Below are 16361 nucleotides of genomic sequence, written 5' to 3'. Positions count from 1 at the left end.
ATGGCGTGCCTCATCATACATACACGCAGTCTTGCACTTCTCATATATAAGAAATATTAATTAAAAACCTAATCATTTCTTATAGCTTACCATAAAAAGAAGAAGCACATCAGCTGCATGCAAGACACAGCTCTGTAACTTCTTTATATTTTAGTACATATAACGCTTGCCTTCTATAATCATCTTGGCATCGATATCATCCATTTCAAGCATTGATTGTTCTTCCGAGCCGTATTTCATCATAACACGTCTGTTTTGATCGGCAACGGTCTCCGCTCTGCTTACTCTTGGTTTACGATCAATTCAATCAATGTTCGAACCATTACTCCTGTAGCGCCCTTTGGCTCCCAGCCCCTGCTCGAATCTAGCCAAGCCGTTCCGCCGATATCCAGATGAACCCAAGGGAGCCCTTCGGCAAAATGACCGATAAACAGTCCGCCGGTAATCGTTCCCGCATATCTGCCGCCGCTGTTTTTCAAATCCGCCGCATCGCTTTTGATCAGCTTTTTGTATTCCGGATACGCGGGCAGCTGCCAAACGCGCTCGCCCGCGCGTTCGGATGCGTGAAGCACCTGCTTCAGCAGGTCGTCGTTATTCGTAACGGCTCCCGTCGCTTCGTAACCTAGCGCTACCATCACTGCTCCAGTCAAGGTAGCCACATCAACAAGCTTTGTCGCGCCGCGCGTAATTGCTGTTGTAAGACCATCGGCCAGCACAAGCCGGCCTTCTGCATCCGTGTTGACTACTTCTACCGTATGGCCGCTCATCGTACGCAGCACATCACCAGGCTTAAGCGCCCGGTCGGACGGCATATTTTCTGCGGTTGGAATGACCGCAATGACATTGACTGCCGGTTTCAATTCGGCTATAACGCGAATCGCGCCCAATACGGCTGCCGCCCCGCCCATATCCGAGATCATTTCCTGCATGCCCTCCGATCGCTTGAGCGAAATGCCGCCCGTATCGAACGTGATGCCTTTGCCGATCAGTCCCCATGCTTCGTCAGAAGCCGGATCCCCTTTATAATGAATGACAATCATCCGCGGCGGATTAATGCTTCCCTGACCGACGCCAAGCAAGCCGCCCATCCGCTGCTCTGCCGCGCTCCATTCGTCTATAACCTCGATTTCCAAATCAAGCTCGCGCGCGAGCTCCTCGGCATGATAAGCAAGACGCTCCGGCGTAAGATCATTGCCGGGAAGGTTCGTCAGGTCTCGCGCGAAGCTAACGCCTGCCGCATACAGCTTCCCTTTTGATATCCCTTTCTCCCATAACTCCCCCTCCGAGGTTGCTGCTCCTTGCGGCACAAATGTAACGTCCTGCAGCGTAAATCTCTCTTTTTGCTCCCGTTCGAGCGGCTGGCGCACATGAAGCGCGAGCAGCAGTCCTTCCGTTAAGGCTTGAGCAGCCTGCTCCGCCCCGATACCGGAAACAGCTTGCTGCAGCAGCGGTTCAGGCAAAATGACCTGCACCGATCCGGCCTTCAGCTTTTTTAACGCTTTGGCTGCCGCCGATGCCGCTAATCGCAAGCTGGTTACGCTTCCTCCTTGCTCATAACCTGCAAACACAATATGAGCGGCGGGATAAAGACCCAGGGTCGAAACGATTTCTGTTTGCTCCGCTTCCGCTTTGAACAAGCCTCTTGCATACAAGCTTCTAATCGCCTCATCGATTTGCGGCTGCACAATTTGCGTTACCGCATTTCCTTGCGAAAGCTCCTCTTTGCTTACGAATCGAATAACGGCGTCTGAAGCAGCTTGGTCTTCGCCGCGAACACCATATGTAAATTGAACACTCATCTTTGGCATTCCTCGCTTTCAATAATTGAAATCAAAAAAATCGGGGTCTTTTACCCCGATTCTAATCCTTTATTCGGCTAATGGCAAATAAATAATGAACTCCGTCCCGACACCTGCTTGGCTATCTACGCGAATCGTTCCGTTATGATTTCGAACGATTCGATAGCTGACCGATAATCCGAGACCCGTGCCTGTTTGCTTCGTCGTGAAAAACGGATCAAACAGCCTGTTCATCGTTGGTTTCTCCATCCCCTTGCCGTTATCCTTTATCAAAATCTCGACGAACTGCCCTTCGCGGCGGGTAATGATTTCGATCAAGCCCCTGCGTTCGCCGTGCACCTCTTCTATGGCGTCCAGCGAATTTTTGACGATATTTAAGATAACCTGCTTAATCTGCTTCACGTCAATTGATACGAGATTTTCCGCGCAGTAGCACTCTGCCTTAATCTCGCAATTCCGCATTAAAGCTTCGCTCTCCGTCAATAATACAACTTCCTTGATCAGATGTTCGATCGACACTAATTGCTTCATCGGAGCTGACGGCTTGGACGAATTCAGAAATTCATAAATAATATCATTAGCCCTGTCGATTTCCGTCAAAATAATACGTGCGTATTCCTCTTTGCCCACTTCAAGCAAATACGGACGCAGCAGTTGAATGAATCCGCGGATACTAGTGAGCGGGTTGCGTATTTCGTGGGCAATGGCGGCGGCAATTTTCCCCAGCATGGCCAGCTTGTCATTTTGGAGAGCGGTCTGTTCGATTTGCTTATATTCGGATACGTCCTTGACGCTGAATAAGAAATCACCGTCTAATTGATCTCCATATGTAACCGTCACCAATAGATGTTTGCCATCCTTGTGCTGAAACTCATAATAACGGCTATGCATGAGAAACATTTCCTTGTACAGCCTGAGCACAGTCCTTTTGGCGCTGACCGTAAGCTGCGGGTGCCTTAATATCTCCCTTATGTTGCAACCTATTAACGTCTTACGAGGAATGTCCAACAGCTTGGCCATCTGTACGTTAATAAACGATAAGATGCCGTCGCTGTCAAACAAGGCAATTCCGCTGTCCATATGCTGCAATACATTTTCATATTTATTTTTGACCATTTCAAAGGATCGGTTGGAACGGAACAGCATCTCGCGCATTTCTGTAAACTTCTGTTCGGTCGATAGGTCAGGTTCCAGCCGGAAGTGGCAGGCAACCATAATTTCCATTAAGAAAACGAATGAACGGTTGTATAGCCTTATTGCTTCCTCCGAATCCACGTTCGCGGCTAACGATTGGATGCACTCCTCATGCACTGCGATAATTTCCTCCGGATTAATACCATAAAGCTCTTTGCCAAGCTCATTGGCATGAAACAGGGACGCTTCTTTTCCACTACGGATATACTCGGCAAGCGCCGGGAAATAGCGCTTTCGAATGGCCTGCATCATGTACTCCTCCCCGGCAACATCTATAGACAAACGGTAATAGTTAATACTAATCATAGGGGGAGTTTACAACCATTGTCAATCGGAAATCCTGTCGAAATTTGTGTAACAATTAGGCTGAAAGACATCCCTTAACTCAGCTAGGCCCCAAGCACCACTCCGCTTAAAGTTGTACGTACAAGGGTAATGAGAGTGCGGTCTAGTTCTAATTGTCCCTGCTTTTTCTTTCATCACGATCATTGCCATCATCACGTTCATCCTTGCCGCGATCGGTATCTCGTTTTTTGTCATAGCTGCGCTTATTGTCCCGATCATTATCTCCTTGACGATCTCGATCATCATTTCTTTCATCATCATCATCATTTTCATCGTCGTCATTATCATCGTCGTCGTCATCATTATCATTACGGCCATCTTGGCGAACGTCATCGTTGTAATCGGTACGCTTATCATCATCATTTTCATCATCATTATCGTCGTTATCGTCGTCGTCATCCGGTCGGTCTCGGTCATTTTGACGATCCTTATCGCCCTTCTTATTATCATTTGGCGTGCTCGTTGTTACAGGCTTATCAGTCTTTTTGGCTTTATCCGCTCCATTGCTATCGGGTCTTTCAGGCTTCTCGGCCTTAACAGGTTTATTCACTTTAGGAGTAGATGAAGGCTTTGCTTTATCGGACTTTTTATCGTCCTTCTGCTCCTTCTTTTTCTCCTTCTGTTCGCGTGCAACCAGCTCCTTCAGCTTCTCCTTGCTCGTATCCTCCGCATTTTTTACGATAGTCATAACTCCTCCAATCGACTCGGTTGCTTTATCAATGGAATGCTGCTGCATTTGCTCTAATTCAAGCTTATATCCTTCTTCTTTCGCCATCAAATAAACGACCATTTTACCTGCGGATATGCCATTAGCGGCTGCTGCATCACGCACTTCATTTGGTACGGACAAGGTAGTCACATTTGCACTGGCGGAGTCCGCAGAAAGCTCTATCAATAAGCCGCGAATGGCATCGTCGACTTTTTTCGCCAAAATAGTCTCGTAATCGAGTTTGAGATCTTCACTATTTCCAAGCAGCACGCTCGTAATAAATATATCTTTGTTTGGCGTATCCAAATAATGTGAGCCTTTAGCCCTCTCTAGAATCGAAGACGCTACCGTCTCCACGTTCACGCCTTCGTAGAGTAAGCCTTGAATGATCAGCTCTCCGTCTTCATTTAGCGCACGAAGCTCTCGCACCTTCTCTTCCCCATCCACGCCAATCTCTACGCTCGGATTAATATCCATGCTCAGGTAAGCGACCACTGGATGGGCATCACGCTGAACGAATAGAAGCAATGGAAGCAGCAGCAAAATGATGGCCGCAGCGCCGGAATACCAATAAACCGGCTTAAATGTGCGGATAAGCTTATATTCCTCTTCGAACGTAATCTCTTCGCCAATTTGCGCTTTGCCTGAAATAGGGGCTCGCAAAAATTGGCCATCAGCTGTCATAACAACAGCATGCTGCTTATGGACACTCAATACGACTCCGCGTTTCATTTGCTCGCCTCCCGATTCATTTCAAATTGGTCATCAGATATATTCAAATAATCATGCATGAAAGGATATGTTCCCGAAATGATAAGTGCAATGGCTATGATGTATTTCCGGTTTCTTTCCACCGTTTTGCGGGAAACGCCGCAAAGCTCGGTAAGCTCCTTCACAGGTAGCTTGGTCGTTTGTCTTAACGAATCCAGCATATTCAATTCGGTCGCCAGCGTTTGTGCGATTCCGATCAGAAGTTTCCTGGAATCCGTATGCTTCGGTGAATGCTCGACCAGCTCCGCGAAAGAGATTCCGAATCGGTTCAGCTCCTGATTGAGCTCTCCTATTTCAAGACGTCTCTCATCCTCCGTTCGCTTCACCTCGAAGGCGGACATCGCTTGCTTGGTTTCGATCGAGTTATAATGCGGCTGCTCATCATCCTCAGAATCATACATGCTGTATGGTACCACCTGCGAATGCCTTTGTTCTTTTCGGACATGATCAATAAGCCGACGGCGTATGACGGTTTCAGCAAATCCGATAAATGATTTTCCGGCGTGGCTGGCGTATTGATTGATCGCTTCATTAAAAGCCAACAGCGCCACGCTGAATTCATCATCTCTAGTCGGATCAATGTACCGTTTGCAAAATCGACTTGTTACTTTCAATATATAAGGTCTGTAGTCTGCTATGAACTGCTCGCGAAGCAGCTCGTCTCCTTGACGAATTCGAGCAACCCATTGTTCGGGAGCCAGCTTCTGCTCGCTCTCTTCTGCTTCTGAGGAAACGGATTTCCGCAGGAAGCGCTTGAACAATACAAGTAACAACCGCTCCACCTCACTATTAGTAGGATTCGTTTCTGTATATCCGGTTAAGGGGGTACATCTACTGGAACATCTCGGAATGTTGCAACAAAAAGAAAAGCCCCCGAAAAGGAGGCTCACAATTCGTTGTAAAAGCTTAAACGGACGTCCGGCGCTGCTGCAGCTTGTTTCTTCTGCTGCCCAGCATGACAAGCCTTTTCTTCAATAACTGCTGCCATTCCGCATCCTCAATCTGCTTGGCGAAGCTAAGCAGGTCAAGCGCCATATCGATTTGACTATGAACCACTGCCATCGGATCTTCATTCTCATGATTGACGCAGTTTTCCAGCAGCGCCTTACCTTCCTGGTCCACGTATTCTTGAAAATCAACCTCAGCCGCACCGTCGCCATGCGCATATTCGGCTAATATTTCATATTCATTCTCGATTAAATAATGAATGTCCACGCGGTGACAAACCGGGCAGAACATGATTGGCACATTATGGATATGAGTACGAAAATGCTTTAACGTCCCCTTCGTTCCAATCATACTAGCTCCACAGCAAAAACTCATGACGATACCCTCCTTAAAGGTTGCGGATGCAACCTGCTTCGTAAGCGTATGCTTAGGCTTGCGGATCCAAAGCTAATCGTAAGTGTCTTCTTAGGTTTCTTGCTAAGTATAAGTTATTCGCTTTACATACCCGAAATTCCTGCTTTTCAATAAGGATATGTATGACAGCACTGATAACAAACAAAACCCGTGCCAGCGAGCGGCACGGGTTTTGTTTGTTATCAGTGCAAAATTTATTATTTTGCAACCAGGTGGTTTTGGCCTGGCTTCCAGTTGATCGGGCAAAGTCCGCCGGATTGCAAAGCTTGCAATACACGAAGCGTTTCTTCAACGCTGCGGCCCACGTTGTTGTGGTTAACGACTTGGTATTGCACTTCACCTTCTGGATTGATAATGAATAGACCGCGAAGCGCGATACCTTCTTCTTCGATCAATACGCCGTAGTCACGAGCAACGCTCTTCGTAATGTCGGCAGCAAGAGGGAATTCCAATTGGCCAAGTCCATTATCGTTCACCGGTGTGTTAATCCATGCACGGTGGCTATGTTTGCTGTCCACGCTTACGCCAAGAATTTCAGTGTCAAGCTTCTTGAATTGTGCAGCAGCTGCGCTCAATGCTGTAATTTCAGTCGGGCATACAAAAGTGAAATCTAGCGGGTAGAAGAACAAGACCAACCATTTGCCTTTGTAATCCGAAAGAGCTGCCGTACCGAAATCTTGGCCGTTGCCTGTTGCCGTTTCCATAGAGAAATCCGGAGCCGGGCGGCCTACCAAACGTTCTGCCATTATAGAAAACCTCCTTGACCTATCCGAAAATTTATTTTGTTTATGTCACTTCATAGATGTGACTTACCTAGTAAATAGTATCACTAGTCTATAATGAAGTCAATATTATAATTATTACTTTTTTATAATAATTATAATTAACAATCTATTTTTTAATTGCCGCTACGATCAAATCGCCCATCTCAGTCGTTCCAATCGCTTTGCTCTTATCGACAGCGATGTCTCCTGTACGATGTCCTGCATCAAGCACTTCCTTCACGGCCGCTTCGATAGCCGCTGCCGCTTCATGGTAGCCGAATGTTAGACGGAACATCAGCGCAACAGAAAGAATGGTTGCGATTGGATTGGAGATGCCTTGACCTGCGATGTCAGGCGCCGAGCCGTGTACAGGCTCGTACAAACCGAAGCTGCCTTCGCCTAGCGAAGCAGAGGAAAGCATGCCGATCGAGCCGGTAAGCATCGCCGCCTCGTCGCTAAGGATGTCTCCGAACATATTTTCCGTTACGATAACGTCAAAGCTGGAAGGACGGCGAAGCAATTGCATCGCGCAGTTGTCAACCAGCACATGCTCCAGCTCGACCTCCGGATATTCCGGCGCAATCCGGTTTACGACTTCGCGCCATAGACGGGATGTCTCCAGTACGTTGGCTTTGTCGACGGAAGCAAGGCGTTTGCCGCGAGTCATTGCGATCTCGAAGGCTTGACGAACGATTCGTTCAATCTCTTGTACATTGTAAACGCAAGTATCAACGGCTTCTTCGCCGTGCACGCCTTCGCGACGGAACTTCTCACCGAAGTATATGCCGCCCGTCAATTCGCGAACCACGATCAGGTCCGTACCTTCAAGCACTTCCGGTTTTAGCGTCGAAGCTTCCTTCAAGCAATCGAATACTGTTGCGGGACGAATGTTCGAGAACAAGCCAAGCTCTTTACGGATGCCGAGCAAGCCCGTTTCCGGACGAAGCTCCTTCGAATTGTTATCCCATTTCGGGCCGCCAACTGCGCCAAGCAATACCGCATCTGCGCGTTTGCAAAGCTCAAGCGTTTCCTGCGGCAGGGGCGTGCCCTTCTCGTCGATTGCTATTCCGCCGAACAATCCGTGCTCCGTTTCAAATTGGTAGCCGAACAGCTCCTCGGTTTTTTTAAGCACTTTCAGAGCTTCGCCTACAACCTCGGGACCGATACCGTCGCCGGCAATAACTGCAATTTTTTTTACGTCGGACATTTGTATGTAACACTCCTCTTCATTCTCAATCTATTATCATTTGTACCATAAAACCTGAATGATTACAAAGATATAAAATCTATTGACTCTATAGACTGTGTCTATAGAGTCAATAGCTCGCCTTCTATCTCCAGTATCGCTTTCGGAGTAATCGTTTGCTGGCTCAATCGAACACCGCGTTCCTTTATTCATAACGCTCCAAACAGGGCTTGGGAGCATGGAGTTACAATTTGGAGTGAACTGCATATGTCCTGCGTTTTTAACGACGAATCACTTTCTTTTTAAGAAAATGGGGTTGTTCGGGAGAGTCACAACAGACTCCCTGAACAACCCCTTTATTCGTACAACTAATCAGATCAAGCTCATTTTGTCACGGCGGCCCGGCGACTTGCGTTTGTCAATCAGCCGGTTAAGCGCATCGATGTACGCCCGCGCGCTTGCTTCAAGGATATCCGTGCTAAGTCCACGCCCCTGAGCAGACACTTCATCCTGCTTCAGCACAACATGAACCTCGCCCTGCGCATCCTTGCCTTGCGATACCGATTTGATCGAGTAATCCTCAAGCTCGACCGTTTCCTGCGTTACTTTGTCGATGGCGTTATAGATCGCGTCAACGGAACCGTTGCCGATCGCCACTTCTTCCGCGACCTCGCCTTCGGCTTTGCGAATGCGGACCGATGCGCTCGGAGTCGATTGATTGCCGTAGCTCACTTGAATCGTCTCCAAAGAGAACACCTCCGGCGTATCTATGAGCTTCTCCTCGAGCATGGCGCGAATATCTTCGTCGCTGACGGTTTTCTTCCGGTCCGCCAAATCCTTGAATTTGGCGAATGCCGCGTTAACCGCTTCTTCCTCGAGCTCATAGCCAAGATCAATCAGCTTCTCGCGGAAAGCATGGCGTCCGGAGTGTTTACCGAGTACAAGCTTCGATTCCTTCAGACCGATTGTATCCGGCGAAATGATTTCGTAAGTCGTTTTTTCCTTCAGCATGCCGTCCTGATGAATGCCGGACTCATGCGCGAACGCATTCACTCCGACAATCGCTTTGTTGCCCGGAACGACCATGCCCGTCAGCTTGCTGACAAGGCGGCTCGTCTTCGCGATCTCCTTCAGGTTCAGCGTCGTTTGCGCACCGAAGAAATCTGGACGCGTCGCAAGCGCCATCGCGATCTCTTCGATCGCCGTATTGCCCGCGCGCTCACCGATTCCGTTAATCGTGCCTTCCACTTGATCGGCACCGTTCATAATCGCCGCTAGAGCATTAGCCGTCGCCATGCCGAGATCGTCATGGCAGTGCGCGCTCAGCTGGATCGTCTCGATATTCGGGACGTTTTCCTTCAGCGTTTTGAATATGTTGCCGAATTCCTGCGGATTCATGTATCCAACCGTATCCGGTATGTTAACGACCGTGGCGCCCGCTTTGATCGCCATATCCGTTACTTGGCACAGGAAGTCCAGCTCGGTACGGCCTGCATCCTCAGGAGAAAACTCGATTTTGTCAAAATATTGCTTCGCATAACGAATCGCGCGCTCCGCCGTTTCAAGCACCTGCTCCTTCTCCATCCGCAGCTTATGCTTACGGTGAATCGGGCTTGTGGCAAGGAACAAGTGGATACACGGATCCTGAGCTCCCTGAAGCGCTTCGCGGACTGCATCAATGTCCTGCTCACGCGAGCGGGACAAGCCGATAATGGTTGCGTTCTTAACAGCGCGTGCTACGGCGTTAACCGCTGCAAGGTCGCCAGGCGATGCTGCCGGGAAGCCGGCTTCAATACGGTCCACTCCAAGCTTCTCAAGCTGCAGCGCGATCTCTACCTTTTCCTTCGTGTTCAGGTTTACGCCAGGAGACTGCTCTCCATCACGAAGCGTTGTGTCGAAAATATATATTTTCCGCATTTGTGCCATGCACCTCCGTGAACAGAATGATCCCGGTACGCAGTTGGAGTCGCATGCCGGCCATTACAACCGTCGTCACGCGATCCGGCGAACCGGGATATTATCGTTCTTCTGAAAACTATTTCGTTCAAGCTCTATTTATTACTTCTTGATCCAGTGCATCAATTCACGAAGCTGAGCGCCTGTTTGCTCAATCGGGTGAGCTGCTTCGTTACGGCGGGTAGCCGTAAGCATCGCACGGTTCGATTGGTTTTCCAAGATGAAGTCGCGAGCGAAACGTCCGGATTGGATGTCTTCCAGAACGCGTTTCATTTCTTTCTTCGTTTCTTCTGTAACGATACGAGGGCCCGTTACATAGTCGCCGTACTCAGCTGTATTGGAGATGGAATCTCGCATAGTTGCAAGTCCGCCTTCATACATCAGGTCAACGATCAGCTTAAGCTCGTGCAAGCACTCGAAGTAAGCCATTTCTGGAGCATATCCAGCTTCCACAAGCGTTTCAAATCCTGCTTTAACCAGTGCCGAAGCACCCCCGCAAAGTACGGCTTGCTCACCGAACAAGTCTGTTTCTGTTTCTTCTTTGAAAGAAGTTTCGATAACGCCTGCACGTGTACAGCCGATACCTTTAGCATATGCAAGACCGATAGCTTTAGCATTGCCAGTAGCATCTTGCTCGATTGCGATTAGTCCAGGTACGCCGAAGCCCTCTTGGTACGTACGGCGAACCATGTGACCAGGGGATTTTGGAGCTACCAGGAATACGTCCGTATCTTTGCTAGGCACGATTTGGCCGTAGTGAATATTGAAGCCATGGGAGAACATAAGAGCCGCGCCTTTTTTCAAGTTAGGAGCGATTTCTTCATTGTATACCTTCGATTGTGTTTCGTCGGGAAGCAAGATTTGAACAACGTCAGCCACTTTAGTTGCTTCCGCAACAGTAAGTACTTCAAAACCGTCTTTCTTAGCTACGTCAGCGGATTTACCGGGACGAAGACCGATAACCACTTTCAAGCCGCTGTCGCGAAGGTTTTGCGCTTGCGCGTGACCTTGGCTGCCGTAACCGATAACTGCGATTGTTTTACCTTGTAGTACGCCTTGATCGGCGTCTTTTTCATAGTACATTGTAACTGCCATTTTAATAATTGCCTCCTTTAATTTAACCCTTTTGAGCGGGTGTTTAAGCAGAGAATGGCGCATAGCCAGCGGTTCCCCCCTTAAACTCCCGCTCAAAGCGGGATATTGAAATGAACATGCCTTACTTTGCGCTGCCTCGGTTTAACGCGGTTACACCCGTCCGCGACAACTCGCGTATGCCATACGGCTTGAGCAATTCAACCATTGCATCGATCTTCTCGGTATCGCCGACGACTTGTACGATAAGCGAATGTGTGCCAATGTCGACAACCGCGGCGCGGAAAGTCTCGACTACGCCGAGTATTTCCGGGCGGGCTGCGGGCTCCGCATTGACTTTAATGAGCGCAAGCTCGCGAGCCACCATCGGATTAGAGCTAAGATCAATAACCTTGATGACATCGATCAGCTTGTACAACTGCTTCGTCACTTGCTCGAGAGTATGGTCATCACCTGATGTGACGATGACCATACGGGACAAGCCCGCTTCTTCGCTCGAACCTACTGTAATGCTTTCAATATTAAAGCCGCGGCGTCCGAACAAACCGGAAACGCGTTGCAGAACGCCTGGCTGATCGTTTACGATTACTGCGATCGTGTGCTTTTTCATTCCGCATCCCCCATGATCATTTGGTCGATTGTGCTTCCTTGTGCTACCATCGGATACACGTTCTCATTCTTGCGAACGACGAATTCAACGACCGCTGGACCTGGATGGCGAAGCGCCTCTTCCCACACCGCGCGAGCATCCTCTTTATTCGCTGCGCGGAAGCCTTTAACGCCATAGGCTTCGGCAAGCTTAACGAAGTCCGGGCTGCCGGCAAGATCGATGTGGCTAAAGCGGTTTTCATGAATGAGCTCTTGCCATTGGCGAACCATGCCGAGTACTTGGTTGTTAATAATAACAACTTTAACCGGAATGTTGTTAATGGCGCAAATCGCGAGCTCCTGCGCACACATTTGCATGCCGCCGTCTCCATTAATAGAAACGACCACGCGGTCCGGATTTGCCATTTGAGCCCCGATGGCGGAAGGGAATCCGAAACCCATCGTGCCAAGTCCGCCGGATGTTACCCAGGACCGCGGCTTGTTGAATTTGTAATACTGAGCGGCCCACATTTGGTGCTGGCCGACGTCAGTCGTTACGATGGCATCCCCGTTTGTCGTCTCGTAGATCAGCTCAACTACCCATTGCGGCTTAAGCTCATCCTCGGAGTCCGTGTAGCTGAACGGATATTGCTCACTGGAGGCTTTAAGCTGTGCACGCCATTCATCCGCTTTGTCAGCACGCTTTGCTTGCTGGTTAACAAGCTGCAGTACCGTCTTCACGTCACCGACGATTGGAATATCCGTTGGCACGTTTTTGCCGATTTCAGCTGGATCGATGTCAATATGAACGATCTTCGCCAGCGGTGCGAAGCCTGCCAGCTTGCCGGTTACGCGGTCATCGAAGCGAGCGCCGATGTTGATCAGCAGATCAGCGCTTTGGATCGATTTGTTCGCAGTGTATGTTCCGTGCATGCCCGGCATGCCCAGCCACAAATCATTGCCGCTCGGGAATGCCCCCAAACCGAGCAACGTTGTCGTAATCGGAATTTGTGTCTTCGTTACGAATTCCAACAACTCTTCATGGCCGCCTGAATAGACGACTCCGCCGCCGGCTAGAATGAGCGGACGCTCCGCTTGCTCGATCGCTTTAATGAGCTTGTCGACCTGCAGCTTATTAGGCGATACAGTCGGATTATAGCCGCGGATGCTCACTTCCGTAACAGGCTTGAACAACGTTTTCGCAGCGGATACGTCTTTTGGTATATCGATCAATACCGGACCCTTGCGTCCAGTGTTGGCAATGTGAAAGGCTTCATGAATAATGCGCGGCAAGTCAACAACATCGCGTACCAAGTAGCTGTGCTTCGTAATCGGCATCGTAATGCCCGTAATGTCCGCTTCCTGGAAAGCATCGCTTCCGATCAGACTCGAGATAACATTGCCTGTAATGACGACCATTGGCACGGAATCCATATATGCGGTTGCGATGCCGGTAACAAGATTCGTTGCGCCCGGGCCCGACGTAGCGATACATACGCCTACCTTACCGCTTGCGCGCGCATAGCCGTCAGCCGCATGAATCGCACCTTGCTCGTGCCGCGTGAGCAAATGGTTGAAATCGGGATTGCCGTGCATCGCGTCGTAAATGTACAATACCGCTCCGCCCGGATAGCCGAATACGCAGTCTACGTCCTCAAGCAATAAGCTGCGAAGCAGGATCTCCGAACCTGATATGACCTCGTGCTTCGAGAGCCTTTCCTTCAATTCCTCTTTTGACTTCATTGTTGCATCTTGCGTTACCATCAGTCATCCTCCTCTCAGAAAAAACAAAAAAACCTTTCGCTCCTCCTGCTTCAAATTGAAGCAAAGAGGGACGAAAGGTTGATCTTTCGTGGTACCACCCAAATTCGTTACACATCTCCCGATGCATAACCTCCACAGGTAAGAACGCGTGCACGGCTGTTCATACCATTGGCACTGTAACGCTTGCCCTGCGATTCCCCCTAATACGCAACAGCAATCGTTGTTGCTTTTCAAGGGAACAGCTCCGAGGTGAGCTCGTAGAAAAGGGATTTTGGCGACAGTTGCAGCTGATCTGTCCGCTCTCTGATCAAAAGAGCCCTTAGCACTTCGTCCTCATCATTGCCGATTTTGTATTTACCACATGTATTACACCAGTACGTGGTAGATAAGACTTCCTTTATTATATGCCGTGAATTCCTGTTCGTCAAGAACCATTAACTACTCTTAGCGTAAAAACGTATTTGGCGCAAACAGCGGTGATGGCACATATACTAATTTAACCCCTAATCGGCAAACTCATGCAGGGTTCCTGCCAAGGGGAGCCGCAGAATTGGAGAGATGATCATGATTCGAATTTACGACCCGAGAATTGATCAGGCCGAGCTGGTTCGCCTCATCCAAAGCGAGCTTATTCCCTTATCTCATACGGTACACCAGCATGATGCACAGACGATTCGCGAGCTTCCGAAGCGCTTCAGGCGCGGTATTACCTATGTAGCCTCCTTGTCCAAGAAAAGCGCACCTGTCGCCTTCATCCATTTTGAGGTCATGGGTGAAGTGCTTTATCTGGATATGATGGTCACGCATCCCAGTCATCGCAATCGCGGATGGGGAAAAAAGCTAATGGCCTATAGCGAGGCCTACGGTCAAGCACAAAATTGCAGAGCAGCTCGGTTATTCGTGGATCAGGTTAACGCCAAAGCCCATAATTTATATAAAAAGCTTGGGTATCAAACCGTCCGTTATTACCCAGAGCTTCACTGCTATGAGCTGCTTAAGTCATTGACCCCGCTATGATTACCTAATCGCCATTAGTAGAAATTGTAGCCTTTCCCATATCCGTATGAATCGCCGTAGCAGCATTTGTCATAGCCGGTGTAGCAGCAATTGCCGCCAAAACCTCCGCCGTAGCCGCCGCCGTAGCCGCCGCCCCAGTAAGGCAGCGTTCCGATTGCCAGAAGATTGAATAAGACTAGAGGTAAAATAGCTTTCGTTTGCACGAGCTTGCCCTTATCTTTTTTGAGCGGTGCTACGATAAGTTTATTTTGGTGAACCCGAACAAGCTTGCCTGTGACGACAGAGCCGTCAGGGCGTACTGCATAAATGGATTTGCCGACCAGTTTCCGTACTTGTTGCTTGGTAACATTACGCATGTGAAATCCCTCCTTTCCCGTTGTTCTTCAGCATATTCAGGTCAGGAAGCATCCGTCTGTTTGTTTGTCCTCTGCGCACGCAAATGTGCACATGATGATAAAAAACAAAAAGGGCCGTCCCGTAGTCTTCGAAAAGACAACATGGGACAGCCCTTATCTCATAACGACTAAGCGTTAACTTTTTGTTTGGCGATGCCTGCAAGCGAGTTGAATGAAGTGATATCGTTCACTGCAAGGTCAGCAAGGATCTTACGGTTAACTTCTACGCCAGCAAGCTTCAAGCCGTGCATCAATTTGCTGTACGAAAGGCCGTTAATACGAGCTGCCGCGTTAATACGGACGATCCACAGTCTGCGGATGTCGCGTTTCTTGTTGCGACGGTCGCGGTAAGCGTACATAAGGGACTTACCAACTTGCTCCTTCGCTGTTTTAAACAGACGATGCTTCGAACCGAAATAACCTTTAGCCAGCTTTAGAATTCTTTTGCGACGACGAGTGCGGACAAATCCGCCTTTAACTCTTGCCATGAGTGGAAACCTCCTGTAGGTTGAATTTTGCTTATTGGACCGAGCTTATTATTTCAAGTTGGAAAGGCCTTGCTTCAAACGGCTAACGTCGCCGGCAGCCATTAGCGGTTGGCCGGCAAGTACGCGTTTTTGACGACCGGATTTGTGCGAAAGCAAGTGGTTACGGTAAGCTTTGTAACGTTTTACTTTACCAGTACCGGTAATTTTGAAGCGGTCTTTCAGACTGCTGTGAGTTTTCATCTTAGGCATATCAGTTATCCTCCTTAAAAGTCGTAATCCGGTTGTTAGCTGTTTGTTTTAGGTGCCAAAATCATAATCATGCTCCGGCCTTCCAGCTTGGGAGCGCGCTCAACGCTGCATAATTCGGCAACCTCTTTCGAGAGACGGTCCAAAATCTTTTGCCCGAGCGACGCATGCGCAATTTCGCGGCCGCGGAACCGGACGGAAGCTTTCACTTTATCGCCTTCATTCAGAAACTTAACAACGTTGCGATATTTCGTTTGGTAGTCGTTCTCGTCAATGTTGGCGCGGAACCATACCTCTTTGATATCGACGATCTTCTGATTCTTGCGTGCTTCCTTCTCTTTCTTCTGCTGCTCGTAACGGAACTTCCCGTAGTCCATGATGCGGCATACCGGCGGCTTGGCCGTCGGAGCAACGTTCACCAGATCCAGATTAAGCTCAACGGCAAGCTGCATGGCGTCGCGAATCGATTTGATACCGATTTGCTCACCTTCAGCTCCGACTAAACGTACTTCTCTGGCTCGGATTTCATCATTGATTTGATGTTCTCTGCTAATAACGTGCCACCTCCAAAATGGTCTTTTTCATGTTCTCACACAATAAAAAGATGCGGATTCGCTCGAACCCGCATCTCATAACCGTACATTTATGCCAATACATTATTTCTGCTGAAACAATGAAATGACCA

The 16361-nt window shown here is 48.9% G+C and carries 16 protein-coding genes; 1 reads left to right on the top strand and 15 read right to left on the bottom strand.

Going from position 1 to position 16361, the window contains the following annotated elements:
* Positions 1-281: 281 nt before the first annotated feature.
* The 11 genes from L1N85_RS09235 to ilvB form a co-directional block, all read right to left on the bottom strand.
* On the bottom strand, positions 282-1799 hold the full coding sequence (locus tag L1N85_RS09235; protein ID WP_235237267.1) for a leucyl aminopeptidase: 1518 nt from the start codon (positions 1797-1799) through the stop codon (positions 282-284).
* Between the two features lie 69 nt (positions 1800-1868).
* Complete coding sequence (locus tag L1N85_RS09230; protein ID WP_235237335.1) at positions 1869-3242, bottom strand: ATP-binding protein; 1374 nt, start codon at positions 3240-3242, stop codon at positions 1869-1871.
* Between the two features lie 205 nt (positions 3243-3447).
* Positions 3448-4779, bottom strand: a complete 1332-nt coding sequence (locus tag L1N85_RS09225) for an anti-sigma factor domain-containing protein (RefSeq protein ID WP_235237266.1) — start codon at positions 4777-4779, stop codon at positions 3448-3450.
* Entirely contained in the window at positions 4776-5591 is an 816-nt protein-coding gene (gene sigI, locus L1N85_RS09220; protein WP_235237265.1) for an RNA polymerase sigma factor SigI, read from the bottom strand. The genes L1N85_RS09225 and sigI overlap by 4 nt, the downstream gene beginning before the upstream one ends.
* 133 nt (positions 5592-5724) lie before the next feature.
* A complete protein-coding gene (locus L1N85_RS09215; RefSeq protein ID WP_235237264.1) occupies positions 5725-6141 on the bottom strand; it encodes a hypothetical protein in 417 nt (138 codons plus the stop codon).
* Between the two features lie 236 nt (positions 6142-6377).
* A complete protein-coding gene (locus L1N85_RS09210) occupies positions 6378-6926 on the bottom strand; it encodes a peroxiredoxin (protein WP_235237263.1) in 549 nt (182 codons plus the stop codon).
* A gap of 145 nt (positions 6927-7071) precedes the next feature.
* The gene (leuB, locus tag L1N85_RS09205) at positions 7072-8151 is read right to left on the bottom strand and encodes a 3-isopropylmalate dehydrogenase (protein WP_235237262.1); all 1080 of its coding nucleotides are present in this window, start codon (positions 8149-8151) and stop codon (positions 7072-7074) included.
* Between the two features lie 351 nt (positions 8152-8502).
* The gene (locus L1N85_RS09200; protein WP_235237261.1) at positions 8503-10047 is read right to left on the bottom strand and encodes a 2-isopropylmalate synthase; all 1545 of its coding nucleotides are present in this window, start codon (positions 10045-10047) and stop codon (positions 8503-8505) included.
* Positions 10048-10188: 141 nt separating this feature from the next.
* Complete coding sequence (gene ilvC / locus L1N85_RS09195) at positions 10189-11181, bottom strand: ketol-acid reductoisomerase (protein WP_235237260.1); 993 nt, start codon at positions 11179-11181, stop codon at positions 10189-10191.
* Between the two features lie 121 nt (positions 11182-11302).
* A complete protein-coding gene (ilvN, locus tag L1N85_RS09190; protein WP_235237259.1) occupies positions 11303-11788 on the bottom strand; it encodes an acetolactate synthase small subunit in 486 nt (161 codons plus the stop codon).
* Positions 11785-13530: a biosynthetic-type acetolactate synthase large subunit gene (ilvB, locus tag L1N85_RS09185; protein WP_235237258.1), complete on the bottom strand. Its 1746-nt coding sequence runs from the start codon at positions 13528-13530 to the stop codon at positions 11785-11787. The genes ilvN and ilvB overlap by 4 nt, the downstream gene beginning before the upstream one ends.
* A gap of 564 nt (positions 13531-14094) precedes the next feature.
* Here ilvB and L1N85_RS09180 point away from each other — a divergent pair.
* Positions 14095-14547, top strand: a complete 453-nt coding sequence (locus L1N85_RS09180; protein WP_235237257.1) for a GNAT family N-acetyltransferase — start codon at positions 14095-14097, stop codon at positions 14545-14547.
* A gap of 14 nt (positions 14548-14561) precedes the next feature.
* On the opposite strand, the gene L1N85_RS09175 is transcribed toward L1N85_RS09180, so the two are convergent.
* The 4 genes from L1N85_RS09175 to infC all read right to left on the bottom strand — a co-directional run bounded on the left by L1N85_RS09175 (position 14562) and on the right by infC (position 16212).
* The gene (locus L1N85_RS09175) at positions 14562-14903 is read right to left on the bottom strand and encodes a hypothetical protein (RefSeq protein WP_235237256.1); all 342 of its coding nucleotides are present in this window, start codon (positions 14901-14903) and stop codon (positions 14562-14564) included.
* A gap of 167 nt (positions 14904-15070) precedes the next feature.
* Positions 15071-15430, bottom strand: a complete 360-nt coding sequence (gene rplT / locus L1N85_RS09170; protein WP_235237255.1) for a 50S ribosomal protein L20 — start codon at positions 15428-15430, stop codon at positions 15071-15073.
* 48 nt (positions 15431-15478) lie between these two features.
* Entirely contained in the window at positions 15479-15679 is a 201-nt protein-coding gene (gene rpmI, locus L1N85_RS09165; protein WP_235237254.1) for a 50S ribosomal protein L35, read from the bottom strand.
* Between the two features lie 35 nt (positions 15680-15714).
* Positions 15715-16212 carry a translation initiation factor IF-3 gene (gene infC, locus L1N85_RS09160; protein ID WP_235237334.1) on the bottom strand — a complete coding sequence of 166 codons (498 nt, stop codon included), beginning with the start codon at positions 16210-16212 and terminating at the stop codon, positions 15715-15717.
* Positions 16213-16361 lie beyond the last annotated feature (149 nt).

The sequence above is a fragment of the Paenibacillus alkaliterrae genome (assembly GCF_021532375.1).
GTDB classification, from domain to species: Bacteria; Bacillota; Bacilli; order Paenibacillales; family Paenibacillaceae; genus Pristimantibacillus; species Pristimantibacillus alkaliterrae.
Note: the sequence above shows the minus strand (reverse complement) of the source record. Positions and strands in the feature narration are given on the sequence as shown.

Bases quoted from the DNA above. Each gene is read 5' to 3' on its own strand.
- L1N85_RS09235 (WP_235237267.1), bottom strand. From the start codon at position 1,799: ATGAGTGTTCAATTTACATATGGTGTTCGCGGCGAAGACCAAGCTGCT.
- L1N85_RS09230 (WP_235237335.1), bottom strand. From the start codon at position 3,242: ATGCAGGCCATTCGAAAGCGCTATTTCCCGGCGCTTGCCGAGTATATC.
- L1N85_RS09225 (WP_235237266.1), bottom strand. From the start codon at position 4,779: ATGAAACGCGGAGTCGTATTGAGTGTCCATAAGCAGCATGCTGTTGTT.
- L1N85_RS09215 (WP_235237264.1), bottom strand. From the start codon at position 6,141: ATGAGTTTTTGCTGTGGAGCTAGTATGATTGGAACGAAGGGGACGTTA.
- L1N85_RS09210 (WP_235237263.1), bottom strand. From the start codon at position 6,926: ATGGCAGAACGTTTGGTAGGCCGCCCGGCTCCGGATTTCTCTATGGAA.
- leuB (WP_235237262.1), bottom strand. From the start codon at position 8,151: ATGTCCGACGTAAAAAAAATTGCAGTTATTGCCGGCGACGGTATCGGT.
- L1N85_RS09200 (WP_235237261.1), bottom strand. From the start codon at position 10,047: ATGCGGAAAATATATATTTTCGACACAACGCTTCGTGATGGAGAGCAG.
- ilvC (WP_235237260.1), bottom strand. From the start codon at position 11,181: ATGGCAGTTACAATGTACTATGAAAAAGACGCCGATCAAGGCGTACTA.
- ilvN (WP_235237259.1), bottom strand. From the start codon at position 11,788: ATGAAAAAGCACACGATCGCAGTAATCGTAAACGATCAGCCAGGCGTT.
- ilvB (WP_235237258.1), bottom strand. From the start codon at position 13,530: ATGGTAACGCAAGATGCAACAATGAAGTCAAAAGAGGAATTGAAGGAA.
- L1N85_RS09180 (WP_235237257.1), top strand. From the start codon at position 14,095: ATGATTCGAATTTACGACCCGAGAATTGATCAGGCCGAGCTGGTTCGC.
- L1N85_RS09175 (WP_235237256.1), bottom strand. From the start codon at position 14,903: ATGCGTAATGTTACCAAGCAACAAGTACGGAAACTGGTCGGCAAATCC.
- rplT (WP_235237255.1), bottom strand. From the start codon at position 15,430: ATGGCAAGAGTTAAAGGCGGATTTGTCCGCACTCGTCGTCGCAAAAGA.
- rpmI (WP_235237254.1), bottom strand. From the start codon at position 15,679: ATGCCTAAGATGAAAACTCACAGCAGTCTGAAAGACCGCTTCAAAATT.